This is a genomic window from Micromonospora sp. CPCC 205739, assembly GCF_036906795.1.
Lineage (GTDB): Bacteria > Actinomycetota > Actinomycetes > Mycobacteriales > Micromonosporaceae > Micromonospora.
In genome coordinates this window covers 202,465-218,539 of sequence record NZ_JBAKHS010000009.1, presented here as the reverse complement: position 1 = coordinate 218,539, position 16,075 = coordinate 202,465, and the positions used below count along the sequence as shown (strand labels likewise).

Here is a 16,075-nt window from a genome sequence, read left to right as displayed (position 1 = left end):
GTCGGTTCACTCCCGTCCCGGTACGGCCCGGCCGAGCAGGCCGAGGAAGGAACTGTTCAGCAGGGCGGCGTCGGCCGCGCGGATGGGGTGGTGCCCGAGCAGCAGTGCCTGCCCGTAGAGCGCCTCGACGGCGAGCCCGACCAGCTCCGGGTCGGTCAGCGTGGTGACCCGGCGGACCAGTGCATTGCGGTGGTTGAGCACCAGTTGCGGGCGGTCCGGCGGGGCGGAGGCGGCCAGCGCGTCCAGCACGCCGCCCCACAGCTCGTCGGCCTTCTCCCGGCTGGCGGCGAGCTGGTCGTTGAACGCCGCCGAGCGGCTGACCAGGTAGAGCGCCGGCAGCGAGACCGGGTCGTACGCCCGGAGGACCACCTCGCACCCGAGCCGTTCCAGGGCCCGCTGGGCACCGGTCAGGAACGGCCGCAGCGCCAGCTCGACGTGCGGTTCGAGCGCCTCGAAGCGGGTGGTCAGGTCGCTGGGCTCCAGCCGTTCGATGAGCACCGACCGGTCCACCGCGGGCAGCCGCTCGATCAGCTCGGTGTCGTACGTGTAGCCGCCATTGACCACGGCCAGGTCCTGCGCCGCCGCGACCGCGGCGAGCTGGCGGAACTCGTCGAGGCCGGCGGCGTACCGGATCAGGCCGTGGCGCTGGCGGAACTCGGCGAGGGTGAGCGTGCCGACGTTGGTGTCCATCGGCCACCACTGGTCGACCAGGCGCAGCATCTCGTCGTCGTGCAGGGCGAGCGCCTTGACCCCCAGGTGGTGCACCTGGAGGAACTCGGCCAGTCGGCGCGGATCGTGCTTGGCCAGCCGGACCAGCCAGCCGCGCACCTGGTCGCCGAGGGCGTCCCGGGTGCCGGTGAGCAGGGTGTCCTCGTAGAGCGCCTCGCGGCTGGCGGTGGGCCGCAGCTCGCTGGCGTCGACCACGCAGTGCGCGAAGAAGGCCCAGTCCGGCAACAGCCCGTCGGCGTGCTCGGTGAGCAGCATCCGCTTGAGGTAGACCCGGTGCCCGGCCCGCGCCGCCGGGTTCACCGGGGTGGGCAGGATGAACGCCACGCCGGTCAGCCCGGCCTCCGGTACCGCGAGCGGCACCACGTCGAACGGGACGAAGCCGAGGGTCTCCTGCGCGTAGCGGACCAGGGCCGCCCGGTCCAGCGGGGCACCGGGGGTGGTCGGCCAGGGCGGCGGACCGGCGGTGGTCGGGGTGTCGCCGACCCGGACGTCGACCGGCAGCAGGCTGCCGTAGAGGCGCGCCAGCTCGGTCACCGTCGGCACGCCGAACCACTGGTCGGCGTCGCGGCGCGGCACCAGCGTGACGGTGGTGCCGGGCTCCGGCCGGGCCTGCTCGGGCTCGGCGAGGCGGACCGCGTACCGGCCGTCGGACCAGCCCGTCCAGAGCACGGTCGGCTGGTCGGCGTGCCGGGTCACCACCCGGATCTCGTCGGCGACCAGGAAGCAGGAGAGCAGGCCGATGCCGAACTGGCCGAGGAACTCGTGCCGGGAGAAGCCCAGCTCGTCCCGCTTGGAGCTGCGACCGATGGTGGCCAGCAGCTCGTGTACCTGCGCCTCGGTGAGGCCGATCCCGGTGTCGTGCACCCGCAGGGTGCCGTCGCCGGTCAGCTCGGGCGGCTCGATCCGGACCCGGGCGGGGGCGTCGGGTTCGGTCGCCCGGCGAGCGGTGATCGCGTCGACGGCGTTCTGGAGCAGTTCCCGGACGTACACGCGTGGGCTGCCGTAGAGGTGATGACTGAGCAGGTCGACCACGCCACGGAGGTCGACCTGGAAGGTGCGGTCCACGCGCTCTCCCCGGTCGGATTCGGCGCTCACCGTACCGGTGATCACCGACACTGTCCGACCCCTTTCCGGCCGGGTTGACCCTCGACCCGGTGGAGGCGGCAGGGTCCGTCGGCATGACCGACACCCCGCTCGGCCGCGACTACCGGCTGCTCTGGTCCGCCGCCGTCTCCTCCCGCTTCGGCGACGCCCTGCGTACGCCGGCGCTGGCCCTGCTGGCCGCGTCGCTGACCCGCGACCCCCGGGCGGTGGCCCTGGTGACCGTCGCCGGGCAGCTTCCGCCGCTGCTGCTCGGCCTGCTCGGCGGCGTGTACGCGGACCGCTGGGACCGCCGCCGGACGATGGCGCTGGTGGACGGCCTGCGGGCGGCCGTGGTCGCCGCGCTGGCGGTCACGGTGGCCGGGGGCCTGGCCGGGGTGCCGGCGCTGGTGGTGACGGCGTTCCTGCTCGCCGCGCTCGGCGTCCTCTTCGACGCCGCCTCGTTCGCGCTGCTCCCCGCGCTGGTGCCCGCGCCGGCCCTGCCCACCGCCAACGGCCGCCTCCAGGCCGGCACCGCGCTGGCCGGCGGTCTGCTCGGCGCCCCGCTCGCCGGTGTCCTCTTCGCGGTCTCGCCGAGCGTTCCGCTGACCGTGGACGCCGCCACCTTCGCCCTCGCCGCCCTGCTCACCCTCGCCCTGTCCCGCTCCGCCGCCGCCCCGGACCGACACCGGGGCCGCCCCGGAGGCGGGAGCGCGGGGCGCTCGGTGTGGCGGGAGGCCGCCGACGGGGTGCGGTGGCTGCGGGGCGAGCCGACGATGTGGCGGATCACCCTGCTCACCGCGGGGACGAACCTGGCGATCAGCGCGCTGATGGCGGTGCTGGTGCTCTACGCGCTGGACGTGCTGCGCGTCCCGCCGGCCGGGTACGGCCTGTTCATGGCGGCGGTGGTGCTCGGCGGGCTGGCCGGGGCGCTCGGCGCGGGCCGCCTCGCCGCGCGGCTCAGCACCACCGCCGCCCTGCGTGCGGTGCTCGCCACGCAGACCGTCGCCCTGGCCGGTTTCGCGCTGGTCCGGCATCCGGTGGCGGCCGGGCTCGCGCTGGCCGTCTTCGCGGGCGGCGGCACGGTGTGGAACAGCCTTTGGGCGGCGTACGGGCAGGGTCGGGTGCCGACCGCGCTGCTCGGTCGGGTGGGTGCCACCCAGCGGATGGCCGCAGTGCTCACCGCTCCCGTCGGCGCGACGCTCGCCGGGCTGGCCGGGGCGGCGTACGGGGTGGGGCCGGTGGTCGGCGCGGCGGCGGTGGTCTTCGCGCTGGTCACGCTCGCGGCGTGGCGGGCACTGCGGCCGGCCGCACCGGAGCCGGAGGACGCCCCGCCCACCAGCGCCGGGACAGCAGCCCGGCCAGGGCCGCTCCGGTCGCGTTGAGGCAGCACGTCGTCGACGGAGGTGACCCGGCCGAGGTCCAGCGCGTACTGGGCGGACTCGACCAGCACCGAGCCGGCGGCCCCGAGCAGGAATAGCCGACCGACGCCGGCGAGGTCGGCGGAGCGTACCGGGGCGAGGAAGCCCAGCGCGGCGAAGACCAGCAGGTTGCCGACCACCTGGACCACGACGGTGGCCGGCGGGCCGGCCTCGACGAGGTCGGCGAGATCACGCAGCGGCACCAGCTTCACCTCGCCGGGCGCGGCGCGCGGGGTGAGGATCATCCACACCCAGGGCAGCGTCCCGGCGACCATGCCCACCTCGGCGGCGCTGCGCCGCCACGCCTCCCGGCGGGTCGGCGCGGCCCGGACCCGGGCGAGCAGCGCGACGAGCAGCACCGTCACCGGCACCGCCACCAGCGTGGCGAGCAGCACGTCGCCCCACTCCCGCCACACCTGCCCCATCGGGGCAGCCTAGCCCGGCCGCTGGGCCAGGCCGGAGAGGCGCAGCGCCAGCCGCCGACGGACGGTCGGCGCTGCGGCGACGGCGCGGAGCAGCAGGTCGCGCAGCGGGCGGACGGCCGGCGGAACCGTGGCGAGCCGGGTCAACCGGTCGGCGAAGCCGGCAACCTCCTCGGCGAGCGGGCGGCGCGCGGCCGAGTAGGCGTCGAGCAGGGTGTCGGGTCCCCCGGCGACCACGTCGGCGAGGGTGTCACCGAGGGCGAACCCGTCGCAGATGCCGAGGTTCATCCCCTGCCCGCCGGCCGGGCTGTGCACGTGCGCGGCGTCGCCGGCCAGCAGCACCGGACCGGCGCGGTAGGTCTCGGCGACCCGGTGGTGGATCCGGAACCGGGAACTCCAGATCACGTCGGTCACCCGGTCCGGCCGTCGGGCCGGCCCACGCTCGTCGAGCAGCGCCTGGAAGTATCCGGCGTCCGGCGCGCGCGGGGCCTGGGCGACCGAGGCGACCACCCGGACCAACCCGTCGGGCAGCGGCGCCCAGACCAGCGGCCCCGGCCGGGCCAGGAAGAGGGCGATCTCGTCGCGGGGCAGCGCGCTGCGCACCCGCACGTCGGCGAGGACGAACGACTCGCCGCGGTCGTCCGGTCCGCCGAAGCCGATGCCAGCCAGCTCGCGCACGGTGCTGTGCATGCCGTCCGCGCCGATCACCCACCGGGCGCGGACGCGGCCGCCGCCGGCGAACCCGACCACCGCGCCGGCGTCGTCGCGGTCGAGGCTGCTCACCTCGTACGGCCGGTGCACCCGGGCGCCGAGCCCGGTGAGCCGTTCGGTCAGCACGGCCTCGGTGACCGCCTGGGAGATCAGCAACGCGTACGGGTACCGGCTCGGCAGGTCGCCGAAGCCGACGCCGAACAGCACCCGGTCGCGGTCGCGGACGGTGAACCGGCGCGACGCCGCCCCCTGGGCGACCAGCAGCGCGGCGGCGCCGATCCGGTCCAGCACCTCCAGGGTGTGCGCGTGCACGACGGCGGCCCGGGAGGTGACCGGCGGTTGCGCGGCGCGGTCGACCACGGTCACGTCCACCCCCCGCCGGGCGAGGGTGGCGGCGACGGTCAGGCCGGTCGGCCCGGCCCCCACCACCAGGACGTCGGTGCGCTCGGGCAACATGGCCCACCTCCTATGTCAACAAACGTTTGCCAACGCTTGTAGGCAAGGCTAGGCCGGGTCGGAGGGTCATGTCAACGCTTGTTGGCATAGAGTCGGGGACATGACCGCCGCAACCCCCGCCCGCCGCTCGGACGCCACCCGCGCCGCGATCCTGCGCGCCGCCCGGGAACGGTTCGCCGCCGACGGGTACGAACGCGCCACCATCCGCGCCATCGCCGCCGACGCCCGGATCGACCCGTCGATGGTGATGCGCTACTACGGCAACAAGGAGGGGCTGTTCGCGGCGGCGGCCGAGTTCGACCTGCGGCTGCCCGACCTGACCGACGTGCCGACCGGGCAGCTCGGCGAGGTGCTGGTCCGGCACTTCCTGGACCGCTGGGAGGGCGACGAGACCCTCGCGGCTCTGCTCCGGGCGGCCAGCACCAACCCGGGCGCCGCCGAGCGGATCCGGGGCATCTTCGCCGATCAGCTCGGCGCGGCCGTGGCGCGGTTCGGCGCCGACCCGGCGACCACCGCGCGCCGCGCCGGCCTGGTGGCCAGCCAGACCCTCGGCCTGGCCTTCACCCGTTACATCGTCGGCCTGCCGCCCATGGTGGACGCGTCGCCGGCCGAGCTGGTCGCCTGGATCGGCCCCACCCTCCAGCGCTACCTGACCGGGGCGGCCCCGGACGCGCGTAACCCCTGAACGACGACGGCCGTGGTCACCCAGCGGTGACCACGGCCGTCGGTAGGGCGGGAGGGCTCAGCCGGCGAGGCCGCCCGGCTGGTCGCCCTTGACGACGGGCGCCCGGACCAGGTTGCCCCACTCGGTCCACGAGCCGTCGTAGTTGCGCACCTGCGGGTAGCCGAGCAGGTGCCGCAGCACGAACCAGGTGTGACTGGACCGCTCACCGATCCGGCAGTACGCCACCACGTCGTCCGACGGGCTCAGCCCGAGCTGGTCGGCGTAGATCGCGCGCAGCTCGTCGGCGGACTTGAAGGTGCCGTCCTCGTTGGCGGCCGACTTCCACGGCTTGCTGACCGCGCCCGGGATGTGCCCGCCGCGCAGCGCGCCCTCCTGCGGGTAGTCCGGCATGTGCAGCATCTCGCCGGTGTACTCGCCAGGCGAGCGGACGTCCACCAGCGGGCGGCCGGCGGCGACGTGCGCCATCACCTGCTCGCGGTACGCCCGGATCGGCGTGTCGTCGCGCTGCGGCACCGGGTACTCGGCGCGGGGGCGGGTCACCTTCTCCCGGGTCAGCTCCCGCCCCTCGGCGATCCATTTCTGCCGGCCGCCGTCGAGCAGCCGCACGTCGGGGTGGCCGAAGAGGGAGAAGACCCAGAGGGCGTACGCGGCCCACCAGTTGAAGTTGTCGCCGTAGAAGACCACCGTGTCGTTCCGGCCGATGCCCTTGGCGGCGCACAGCTCGGCGAAGCTCTTCGCGTCGAGGTAGTCCCGGGTGACCTGGTCGTTCAGCTCGGTGTGCCAGTCGACCTTGACGGCACCCGGGAGGTGACCGGTGTCGTAGAGCAGCACGTCCTCGTCGGACTCCACCACGACGAGGCCCTCGTCGCCCAGGTGCTCGGCCAGCCACTCCGTGGTGACCAGGCGCTGCGGATCGGCGTACGACTGGAGGCGGGGATTCGGATCGCTCGGCACAGGCATGATCCCCAAGGTACGCCCGATTCCGGCACGGCGACCGGCCATCGGAAATCGGGTGCCGCGGACGTGACCGCCGGCACGCGACCATTGAGGAGCGACGCGCACCCGGCCGACCGACCGGATGTCAGGCGCGGCGGTGCACCAGCCGCCCGGCGACCACGGTGGCGAGGCAGCTCCCGTCGTCGGCGAAGACGGCCAGGTCGGCGCGGCCGGTCGGGACCAGCGCCGGCGGGCGTACCCGGTCGAGCACCGCGACGTCGTTGCGGGCGGCGGCGGCCCGCAGCTCCGGCTCGGTGACGTGCGCGGCGAGCACCGCGGCGACGCCGAGCCGGAACAGCGCGTGCACCCGCTCGCGCGGGCTCGGCGCGGGCGGCAGCGGCCCGTCGTGCACCAGCGCCGGCCCGAGGGTGCCAGCCCACCGCCGCACCCGCACCTGCGGGTACGCCTCGGTCAGCTCGTCCAGCGGCCCGACCGCCTCGATCCGGTTCCCGGTGACCAGCACCGCCCGACCCGGCACCGGCTCGTCGTCGAGGGTCGGCCGGAGCAGCGCGGCGGCGTGGATGGTCCGCACGGTCAGTCGGCGATCGGCCCGAGCAGCGGGCGCTTGGCGGTGACCGTGTCGCCGGAGGAACGCCCGGTCAGCCGGCGCTTGATCCACGGGGCCAGATGCCGGCCGGCCCAGCGCAGGTCGGCGGCGCGGGCGGCCAGCCAGGGGGTGGGGGCCGGCTGCTCGGGCACCAGCAGCCACTCCTCGTCGCAGCCGACGCCGAGCGCGGTCAGCACCTGGGCGGCGACCCGCCGGTGCCCGGCGGCCGAGAGGTGCAGCCGGTCGGTGCTCCACAGCATCGGGTTGAGGAAGGTGTCGTCGGCGTACAGGTCGACCATGATCGCGCCGTGCCGCTCGGCGGTCTCGCCCACCGCCCGGTTGAGCAGCTCGATCCGGGGAGCGACCAGACGCTGGCCGGGCAGCCGCGCCATCACGTCGGCGAATCGGAAGAGGATCACGTCGGCACCGCCGGAGCGGAGCTGCCGGACCACGTCGTCGAAGCGGGTGACCAGGGCGTCCGGGTCGAAGTTGCGGCGCAGCACGTCGTTGCCGCCGGCCGCGAAGCTGATGAGATCCGGCTTCATCGCCAGCGCGGCGGGCACCTGCTCGGCCACCACGCCGGGGAAGAGGCGACCCCGGATCGCCAGGTTGGCGTACCCGAAGTCCGGACCGGCCTCGGCGGCCAGTCGGGTCGCCACCAGGTCCGCCCACCCGCGGTAGGTGCCGTCCGGGTACGCGTCGTCCATGCCCTCGGTGAAGCTGTCCCCCACCGCGACGAAGCTGCGCCAGCGCACGCCGCCTCCCTCACGCTCTTGGTTGCCTGCGGCGACCAGTCTGTCACCGGGTCGGTTCCCAGCGCTGCCACCCGTCGGGCGAACGTGGCGGAGGTCATCGATCCGGTTCGACGAGGGGCCTGCGGTACGGCCCCCAGCCGACGAACCGCGCGAACAGCTCGCGCGGGGTCGGGCCGTCGTCCGGGTTGAGCCGGAACAGGTCGTGGGTCGCCTCGTGGTAGAGCCCGGACAGGTAGATGGCCAGGTCGACGGGCGGGTCGGCGTACTCGATATGAGCATCGGCCGGCGCGGAACGTGCGAAGCGCCCCCGCCAACTGTCGGGGGCGCTTCGCGTCGCCCGTCCGGTCTGGTGCTACGTCAGCAGCTAGGACCGGGTCGTCTGACCGGTGAGGTAGGGATCGAGGCTCACCTGGATCTGCAGGTCGACCTGGAACCGCCGTTCCCACGCGACGGCGGCGCGTCCCGCAGGGGTCACCGCCACCGTCGGGTCCACACCGATCGCCACGATCACCTCCGTAGTGCCGAACGCGCCCGACCGGGTCACCCGGCGTGCCTCCACGTTGCCGACCACGTTGTTCTCACCCTTCCCCTGCCAGACCACGATGCCGTCACCGTCGTCGTCGACGCGGACCGTGTGCAGACGGCCGAAGGTCGACAGGAGGACCGGCTGTCCGACCGTCTGCGCGGGGCTGATGGATAGGGCGTAGAGGTGCCCGGTGGAGAACAGGTCCCAGGTCAGCAGCACATCGCCGTCGAGGTCGCCCGCGACCGAGTGGTTCACCACGTCCGTATGCGATGCGGGGGTCAGCTGGCGGACGTCGCCGACGGTCCCGTCGCGGGACACCCAGCGACCCCAGACCTCCGTGCTCTGATTCTGGGCGCTCCAGTGGCGCCAGGTCACGAGTGCGTCGCCGTCCCGGTCCACTGTCACGGCAGCGGTGGAGTGCCGGTCGATCGGCGAGAGGGGTGCCGACACGGTCTTGACCTCACTGAGCGTCCCGGCCGCGCTGACGGTTCGAGCCTCCACGATGTTGTCGTTGGCCCAGGCGATGACGGCGTCGCCTTCGCGGTCGACCGCCACCGCCGGAGTCTCCGCAGCTGCCCGGGTCGACGTGAGCACCACCGGCGACGACAGGGAACCGTTCATGCTGTACCGGCGCATCATCGGGAAATAGCCCCCGTCCGCGCGCCCCTCGGCCCAGGTCACCACCGCGTCGCCGTCGGAGTCGATGGCCACGTTGGTGCCGTGTACCTGCACCCCGCCCGCCGACAGCGTGATGAGCGGTCCTAGCGTGCCACTCCGGGAGACTCTCCGCGCATAGGCGGCGTTCTCGACGCCGTTGTAGGCGCGCCACACCACGATCGCGTCGCCGTCGTCATCGACCGCGACCCGCGGGCTGTGCGGGGCCTGGCCGGACGGTGACAGGTTGGTCGTGGCACCCCAGGTGCCCCTGGCGCTGCGGGATCTGATCTGCACGTGCCGCGGATGCGGGTAGGTGTGGGATTCACGTACCCAGACGAAGAGCGCGTCTCCCTGCCGGTCGAGGGCCTGCTGCTGATCGTAGGAGTCGTACCCGGCTGGTGACACGGTCTGGGGCTGGCTGAATGCGGCCGACGCGGGGGCCGGTGTCGAGACGACACCGGCGAGCGACAGTGCGATAGCGATGGTTGCGGCAATTGGTCGCAGCCTTGGGCGGCTCATCGTCGAGGCCTCCGAACGTTCCGAGATTGCGCGCTCACTTCCGGCAACATGGCTGGCCGGCTGGCGAAGAATCGGTCGATGAATTCGCCGGCTACGCCGGCACGACCCGTCGCAGCATAGTGGATCTTGCGGACATCCACGGCCCCTGACCATTACGGAAGTGGAACACCGGGCATCTCAGTCGCCGACAACGACCAATTCATGTCGCCGCCACAGTCGTGACAACTCGCGGATGGCATTCGGCGAATCGCCATCGACGGTTTTTCCGAAAGAGGCGAGCCGTCCCGGAGGACGGCCCGCCCCTGTCGTACCCGATGGATCAGTCCACGGCGGCGATGATCTGCATCGACGCCAGGCTGCTCGGCTCGGGCTTCTCGGCGACCTTCTTCCCGGCCTTGTCGACGAGGATCAGGGTGTACCGGCCGCCGCTGCGCACCCGCGCCACCAGCGAGCCGTCCGCCTGGAAGTAGGCCTGCCGCAGTTCGCGGCCGCCCAGCGGCAGGCTGATCTCCTTGCCGGTCCGGGTGTCGAGCACCGCGTTGACCAACAGGTCCCGGGCGGCGTCGCCGGCTTCGCCGGCGCGGTCGATCCGGAACAGCGCGATCCGCCGTCCGTCCGGGGAGATGCTGGCGACGTCGTAGCAGACGTACCGGCTGCCCTTGCTGCCGAGACCGGGGACGGTGCGCCGCCCGGTGCCGGTGCGGTCGGTGACGACGACGGTGCCGTCGGAACCGTCGGCGAAGGCCACCGTGCCGCCGGCGGCCCAGACCGGGTGGCAGCCCTGGAAGCCGGCCACCTCGGTGAAGGCGCCGGACGAGACGTCCAGCAGACCGGCCTTGCTGTAGCTGCCGTCCGCCGCGCCCAGCCGCACCGTGAGCTGCCGGGAGTTCGGCGACCACGTGGGCGACCAGCACAGGCCGTCGACCAGGTCGTGGAGCTTGCGCTTGCCGGAGCCGTCGAGGGCGGAGGTCCAGAGCGCCCCGCCGTCCTCGACCCAGGCCACCCGGCGGCCGTCCGGCGAGACGGCGGCGTTGACCTGCGCCGGGTTTCTCGGCAGGGCGAGCCGACGGACGGGGGTGTCACCCGGCGTCCAGGAGTAGAGGTGGGCGGTGTCGGCCCCGCCCAGGCCGAACGGGCCGTAGTGGAGCCGGCCGAAGGTGGCGCTGGTGGCCGGCTGGCTACTGGTCGAGGCGACCGGCGGGGCGATCGACGGGCTGGTGGTGGGCGATGGCGTCGGGGAAGCGGTGGGCGACGGGCTGGCGGTGACCGACGGCGAGGTGCCGGGGACCGGGTCCGCACCCCGGTTCGGCAGGACCGCGAAGGCGGTGCCGGTGGCCGCCCCGAACAACACCACCACCGCGGCCGAGGTGGCGATCGCGCGCTGGATGCCGATCCGGCGGGACGTCCGCAAGGCGCGGTCCCGCAGGTCGACCGGGGTGACCTCGTCGGCCAGGTCGGCCAGGTCGAGCCGGAGACGCTGGTCGTTCATCGGGCGCTTCCTTCCAGGACGTACAGCTCGGCGAGCTCGGGTGCGACGGTGCGCAACTTGGCCAGGGCCTTGGAGGTTTGGCTCTTGACGGTGCCGACGGTGACGCCGAGCAGCTCGGCGGCCTCGGCCTCGGTGCGGTCCTCGAAGAAGCGCAGCACCAGCACGGCCCGCTGCTTCGGGGAGAGCTTGGCCAGCGCCGCCCGCAGGGTCAGCCGCAGGGTGGTCTGGTGGGCGTGGTCGGGGCCCGAGTCGCCTCCGCGTGGTTCGGGCAGCTCGCCCGTCACCGACTCGGGCACCCGCCGGCGTCGCCACCAGGAGACCTGCAGGTGATACATGATCTTGCGGGTGTACGCCTCGGCGTTGCCGCTGTCGTGCAGCCGGGCCCACGAGCGGTGGGTACGGGCCAGCGCAGACTGGACGAGATCCTCGGCGAGGTGCTGGTCACCGGTCAGTAGGTAGGCCGAGCGCAGCAGCGCCGGCGTCCGGGTACGGACGAACGAGTCGAACTCACTCAGCTGAGGGTCCACACGAGCCCATCCTTCGGTAGTCGTTGATGCCTTCCCAGACGCCACCCCCGGATCGCCGGGTTGCCGCCCGGCGGGCCCATGTGGGCGACAAGTTCTCGACACCGACCCGCGTAATGGCGTCGCCCACCCCGCCGCGCCGGTCGTACGCTGCGCGGATGCTGCTACGTACGTCGACCCTGCTGCTGCGGACCCTGCGCGAGGACCCGGCGGACGCGGAGGTGCCGAGCCACCGGCTCCTGCTGCGCGCCGGCTACGTTCGCCGCGCCGCGCCAGGCGGGTACACCTGGCTGCCGCTGGGCAAGCTCGTGCTGGACCGGGTCACCGAGATCGTCCGGTCGGAGATGACCGCCATCGGTGACCAGGAGGTGCACTTCCCGGCGCTGCTGCCGGCGGAGCCCTACCGGACCAGCGGCCGGTGGACGGAGTACGGCGACGACATCTTCACCCTCGCCGACCGCAAGGGCGCGGAGCACCTGCTCGCCCCGACGCACGAGGAGATGGCCGCCCTGCTGGTGAAGGACCTCTTCACCTCGTACCGGGACTTCCCGGTGACGCTGTTCCAGATCCAGACGAAGTTCCGCGACGAGGCCCGGCCCCGGGCCGGCCTGTTGCGCGGGCGCGAGTTCCTGATGAAGGACGCCTACTCGTTCGACCTCGACGAGGCCGGGCTGGCAGAGTCGTACGAGCGACACCAGGCGGCGTACCGGCGGGTCTTCGACCGGCTGGGGCTGGACTACACGGTGGTGCACGCGATGTCCGGGGCGATGGGCGGCTCCGCATCGGAGGAGTTCCTGGCCGCGACGCCGGTTGGCGAGGACACCTTCGTGGGCTGCACGGCCTGCGACTACGCGGCGAACACCGAGGCGGTGACCACCCGCGCGCCGGCCGCCGGCGACCCGGACGCGCACCGGGCCAGCGAGGTGCACGACACCCCGGAGACGCCCACCATCGCCTCGCTGGTGGAGTTGGCGAACGCCCGCCGGCTGGCCGACCGCGACGACTGGACCGCCGCCGACACCCTGAAGAACGTCGTGTTGAGCGTGCGCCGGCCGGGCGCGGAGTCTTCGGACCTGCTGGTCATCGGGCTGCCCGGCGACCGGGAGGTGGACCTGAAGCGGGTCGGGGCGGCCCTGCACCCAGCCACCGTGACCGTCTTCGACGGCTGGGCGGAGCGCCCCGAACTGGTGCGCGGCTACATCGGACCGCAGGTCATGGCGAAGCTCGGCATCCGCTATCTGGTCGACCCGCGGGTGGTCACCGGCACCGCCTGGCTGACCGGCGCGAACGAGCCGGGCCGGCACGCCACCGATGTGGTCGCCGGCCGGGACTTCACCCCGGACGGCACCATCGAGGCGGCCGAGGTCCGTCCCGGCGACCCCTGCCCGGCCTGCGACACCGGTGAGCTGACCATGCGCCGGGGCATCGAGATCGGGCACATCTTCCAGCTCGGCCGCCGGTTCACCGACGCGTTCGCCGTCGACGTGCTGGGCGCGGCGGGCAAGCCGGTCCGGCCGACCATGGGCTGCTACGGCATCGGGGTGTCCCGGGCGGTGGCCGCGATCGCCGAACAGCACCACGACGAGCGGGGACTGGTCTGGCCGGCGGCGATCGCGCCGGTCGACGTACACCTGATCGCCGCCGGCAAGGGGCCGCAGCTCGACGCGGCGCTCGACCTCGGCGGGCGGCTTTCCGCCGCCGGCCTGCGGGTGCTGGTCGACGACCGGGTGAACGTCTCCGCCGGGGTGAAGTTCACCGACGCGGAGCTGATCGGCATCCCCCGCGCCGTCGTGGTCGGCCGCCGTCTCGCCGACGGGTACGTCGAGCTGCGCGACCGGGCCGGCGGGGAGCGGGTGGAGCTGCCGGTGGACGGGCTGGTCGAGCGGCTCGCCGACGAGGTGGGTGCAGCCCTTCGCAACCGGGTGTAGCAGACGCGCCACGGGGTACCGCTCCGGGATCGACAAGGGGTTTTTCGGAGGCTCTCATGTACCGGGTCAGTGACGTGATGACGAAGCAGGTGGTCTACCTGTCGACGGAGACCACCCTGGACGAGGCGGCCAGGGTGATGAAGGAGGCGGACATCGGCGACGTGGTGGTCACCGACGGCGCCACCCTCGCCGGTGTGCTGACCGACCGCGACATCGTGGTGCGGGCGGTCGCCGAGCGCAGCGACCCGTCGACCACCACCATCGGTTCGGTCATCACCCGCGAGGTGGTAATGATCGAGCAGCACTCCACCGCCTCCGAGGCGGCGTCGCTGATGCGGGAGCGCAACATCCGGCGGGTGCTGGTCTGCGACAACGAGCGCAAGCTGGTGGGCATCGTCTCCCTGGGTGACCTGGCCATGCAGCTCGACCCGACCTCGGCGCTGGCCGACATCAGCGAGGCGGCGCCGAACGCGTGACCCGATCGACCCGGTGCGCCGGCCCGAGGGGCGGCACCGGGCCGACGGGCGTCGTCACGGCCGATCCGCCGAGCGCCGAGGGTGCCGGGCGGGCGGCGGTAGCCTGACGGGATGCCCGAGATGCCGACGAAGCTGGCCGAGATCGTCGAGGAGTTCGCCGCCGCGCCCCGCGACGTGGTGCTGGAGATGCTGCTCGAATACGCCGACGTCATCCCGCCCCTGCCGCCAGGGGTGGACCGGGAGGGCATGGAGCAGGTGCCCGAGTGCCAGACCTCGTTCTTCCTCCGGGCCGAGGTCAACCCGGACCGGACGGTGAGCACGGTCTTCGACTGCCCGCCGGAGGCGCCGACCACCCGGGCCTTCGCCGGCATCCTCGCCGAGGGGTTGGACGGGGCGAGCGCCGAGCAGGTGCTGGCCGTGCCGGACGACCTCTACCAGCGGATGGGGCTGGCCCAGGCGATCAGCCCGCTGCGGGTACGCGGCGGGACGGCCATCCTGGCCCGGCTCAAGCGCCAGGTCCGGGAACAAGCCGGCTGAGCCGGCTGTTCGGTCCGGTTATGGAGATCGAGATCTACGCCGACGTGGTCTGCCCCTGGTGCTGGATCGGCAAGCGCCGACTGGAGCAGGCGTTGGCGTCGTACGGCGGTGACGTGACCGTCCGCTACCGCCCCTTCCAGCTCGACCCCACGCCGGTGACCGAGCCGAGGCCGCTGGTCGAGGCGCTGGCCGCGAAGTTCGGTGGCCGGGAGGGGGCGGAATCGATGTTCGCCCACGTCACGCAGGTCGCCGCCGGGGTGGGGCTGGACATGCGCTTCGATCGCGCGGTGCAGGCCAACACCTTCGAGGCGCACCGGCTGATCCGGTTCGCCACCGAGCGGGGCCTGGCCGAGGAGACGGTCGAGGCGCTCTACGCGGCGCACTTCACCGACGGGGTGGACCTCGGCTCGCGGGACGCGCTGGCCGAACTGGCCGTCAAGGTCGGCCTGGACGAGGGCGAGGTCCGCGACCACCTCGACTCCCCGGCCGGTCGCCGTGAGGTCGCCGCCGACCTGGCCGCCGCCCAGCAGCTCGGGGTGAGCAGCGTGCCCACCTTCGTACTGGCCGGCAGGTACGCGGTCACCGGCGCGCAGGAGCCGGAGACGCTGCTGGCCGCGCTCTCCGAGGTGGAGCGCCGCGAGTCGGGTGCCTGACCGGCCATCGACGGCCGTGATGTTTCACGTGCAACCACATCGACGGGCGTGACGGGTCAGGCCGGTCTGGCCAGCCCTTCGACCACCCGGGCACCGGGCAGCGCGCCGAGCGCCGGGCCGGGAAGCGCGATCTTGCTGTGCCGCACCCCGGAGCCGATGATCACGTGCGGAGTGGCGATCACCCGGGCGTCGACCAGGATCGGCCAGCTCTCCGGCAGGCCGATCGGGGTGATCCCGCCGTACTCCATGCCGGTCAGCTCAACCGCGTCGGCCATCGGGGCGAAGCTCGCCTTGCGGACGTCGAGCGCCCGGCGGACCACCCCGTTGACGTCCGCCCGCGTAGTGGCGAGCACCATGCAGGCGGCGTAGCGGATCTCCCCCTCGCGCTTACCGGCGACCACCACGCAGTTCGCCGACACGTCCAGCCCCACCTCGTACGCCGCGCAGAAGGCGGCGGTGTCGGCGAGCGTCGCGTCGATCGGGGCGACCAGCACGTCGTCGGCGTCCACCGGGGCCTCGAGCGGCCACTGCTCCAGCGCGGCGGCGACCGGCGGTGCCAGCAGGTCGAGTCGGGCACGGGCCGGTTCGGTCTTCAGCGTCCCCATCACGGTTGCGATCCTCGCACCCGCGGCCCCGATCCGCCTGTCGGCGCCCTGTCCCGCCGGCCCCTGTTGATCGACCCCGTTTGCGGCGTGTCGTGGTGTCCCACGCTGCCGAAGCCACGACACGCCGCAAACGAGCGGGTGCGGTCAGTTGCCGCTGAGGAAGGCGTTCTCGCGCAGGAAGGCCCGGTCGTCGGCGTGGGCCGAGTGGGCGACCCGCTGGACCTGCGGCCGACGGCTCTCCAGGTCCTCCATGCCGTGCCGGACGGCCAGCCGGATCACGCCGTAGAGGAAGACGAACCCGAAGACGTAGAGGATGACGGTGGCGACGAAGGTGAGCATGGCGCCACGGTAGGGCGAAC

17 protein-coding genes and 1 pseudogene are annotated in these 16,075 nt (G+C 73.5%); 7 read left to right on the top strand and 11 right to left on the bottom strand.

Going from position 1 to position 16,075, the window contains the following annotated elements:
• Positions 1-6 precede the first annotated feature (6 nt).
• Positions 7-1,794 carry an HSP90 family protein gene (locus V6U88_RS16235; RefSeq protein WP_334453864.1) on the bottom strand — a complete coding sequence of 596 codons (1,788 nt, stop codon included), beginning with the start codon at positions 1,792-1,794 and terminating at the stop codon, positions 7-9.
• A 113-nt stretch (positions 1,795-1,907) separates the two neighbouring features.
• Between V6U88_RS16235 and V6U88_RS16230 the strand changes: the two genes are divergently transcribed.
• Positions 1,908-3,194: an MFS transporter gene (locus V6U88_RS16230; protein ID WP_334453862.1), complete on the top strand. Its 1,287-nt coding sequence runs from the start codon at positions 1,908-1,910 to the stop codon at positions 3,192-3,194.
• A 62-nt stretch (positions 3,195-3,256) separates the two neighbouring features.
• Here V6U88_RS16230 and V6U88_RS16225 read toward each other — a convergent pair.
• Positions 3,257-3,433 (bottom strand): annotated as a pseudogene (locus V6U88_RS16225) (VanZ family protein); the annotation flags it as partial.
• Between V6U88_RS16225 and V6U88_RS16220 the strand changes: the two are divergent.
• On the top strand, positions 3,360-3,668 hold the full coding sequence (locus V6U88_RS16220; protein ID WP_334453860.1) for a hypothetical protein: 309 nt from the start codon (positions 3,360-3,362) through the stop codon (positions 3,666-3,668). The pseudogene V6U88_RS16225 and the gene V6U88_RS16220 sit on opposite strands and share 74 nt — an antisense overlap.
• Here V6U88_RS16220 and V6U88_RS16215 read toward each other — a convergent pair.
• A complete protein-coding gene (locus V6U88_RS16215) occupies positions 3,665-4,819 on the bottom strand; it encodes an FAD-dependent oxidoreductase (protein WP_334453858.1) in 1,155 nt (384 codons plus the stop codon). The two genes, V6U88_RS16220 and V6U88_RS16215, sit on opposite strands and share 4 nt — an antisense overlap.
• A 100-nt stretch (positions 4,820-4,919) precedes the next feature.
• On the opposite strand from V6U88_RS16215, the gene V6U88_RS16210 reads away from it, so the two are divergent.
• Positions 4,920-5,504, top strand: a complete 585-nt coding sequence (locus V6U88_RS16210; protein ID WP_334453856.1) for a TetR/AcrR family transcriptional regulator — start codon at positions 4,920-4,922, stop codon at positions 5,502-5,504.
• Between the two features lie 57 nt (positions 5,505-5,561).
• Here V6U88_RS16210 and V6U88_RS16205 read toward each other — a convergent pair whose 3' ends face one another.
• The 6 genes from V6U88_RS16205 to V6U88_RS16180 form a co-directional block, all read right to left on the bottom strand.
• A complete protein-coding gene (locus V6U88_RS16205; RefSeq protein ID WP_334453854.1) occupies positions 5,562-6,464 on the bottom strand; it encodes a sulfurtransferase in 903 nt (300 codons plus the stop codon).
• Positions 6,465-6,585: 121 nt separating this feature from the next.
• Positions 6,586-7,032, bottom strand: coding sequence for an imidazolonepropionase-like domain-containing protein (locus V6U88_RS16200; RefSeq protein WP_334453852.1), 447 nt, complete (start codon positions 7,030-7,032; stop codon positions 6,586-6,588).
• A 2-nt stretch (positions 7,033-7,034) separates the two neighbouring features.
• Positions 7,035-7,802 (bottom strand): SGNH/GDSL hydrolase family protein, encoded by a 768-nt coding sequence (locus V6U88_RS16195; RefSeq protein ID WP_334453849.1) that lies wholly within the window; start codon positions 7,800-7,802, stop codon positions 7,035-7,037.
• A 364-nt stretch (positions 7,803-8,166) separates the two neighbouring features.
• Positions 8,167-9,657 (bottom strand): hypothetical protein, encoded by a 1,491-nt coding sequence (locus V6U88_RS16190; protein ID WP_334453847.1) that lies wholly within the window; start codon positions 9,655-9,657, stop codon positions 8,167-8,169.
• 166 nt (positions 9,658-9,823) lie between these two features.
• The gene (locus tag V6U88_RS16185) at positions 9,824-10,993 is read right to left on the bottom strand and encodes a hypothetical protein (RefSeq protein ID WP_334453845.1); all 1,170 of its coding nucleotides are present in this window, start codon (positions 10,991-10,993) and stop codon (positions 9,824-9,826) included.
• Positions 10,990-11,520 carry a SigE family RNA polymerase sigma factor gene (locus V6U88_RS16180; RefSeq protein ID WP_334453843.1) on the bottom strand — a complete coding sequence of 177 codons (531 nt, stop codon included), beginning with the start codon at positions 11,518-11,520 and terminating at the stop codon, positions 10,990-10,992. Before V6U88_RS16180 ends, V6U88_RS16185 begins: the two co-directional genes overlap by 4 nt.
• 155 nt (positions 11,521-11,675) lie before the next feature.
• Between V6U88_RS16180 and V6U88_RS16175 the strand changes: the two genes are divergently transcribed.
• From V6U88_RS16175 to V6U88_RS16160, 4 genes are all read left to right on the top strand, one after another.
• Positions 11,676-13,445 (top strand): proline--tRNA ligase, encoded by a 1,770-nt coding sequence (locus V6U88_RS16175; protein ID WP_334453841.1) that lies wholly within the window; start codon positions 11,676-11,678, stop codon positions 13,443-13,445.
• 56 nt (positions 13,446-13,501) lie between these two features.
• Positions 13,502-13,921 carry a CBS domain-containing protein gene (locus tag V6U88_RS16170; RefSeq protein WP_334453839.1) on the top strand — a complete coding sequence of 140 codons (420 nt, stop codon included), beginning with the start codon at positions 13,502-13,504 and terminating at the stop codon, positions 13,919-13,921.
• 111 nt (positions 13,922-14,032) lie between these two features.
• A complete protein-coding gene (locus tag V6U88_RS16165; protein WP_334453836.1) occupies positions 14,033-14,458 on the top strand; it encodes a SufE family protein in 426 nt (141 codons plus the stop codon).
• A 20-nt stretch (positions 14,459-14,478) separates the two neighbouring features.
• Positions 14,479-15,111, top strand: a complete 633-nt coding sequence (locus V6U88_RS16160; protein ID WP_334453834.1) for a DsbA family oxidoreductase — start codon at positions 14,479-14,481, stop codon at positions 15,109-15,111.
• Positions 15,112-15,167: 56 nt separating this feature from the next.
• Here V6U88_RS16160 and V6U88_RS16155 read toward each other — a convergent pair whose 3' ends face one another.
• Together V6U88_RS16155 and V6U88_RS16150 are read right to left on the bottom strand one after the other, a co-directional pair.
• Positions 15,168-15,716, bottom strand: a complete 549-nt coding sequence (locus tag V6U88_RS16155; protein ID WP_334453832.1) for a YbaK/EbsC family protein — start codon at positions 15,714-15,716, stop codon at positions 15,168-15,170.
• 144 nt (positions 15,717-15,860) lie between these two features.
• Complete coding sequence (locus V6U88_RS16150) at positions 15,861-16,055, bottom strand: hypothetical protein (RefSeq protein ID WP_334453830.1); 195 nt, start codon at positions 16,053-16,055, stop codon at positions 15,861-15,863.
• Positions 16,056-16,075: the final 20 nt, after the last annotated feature.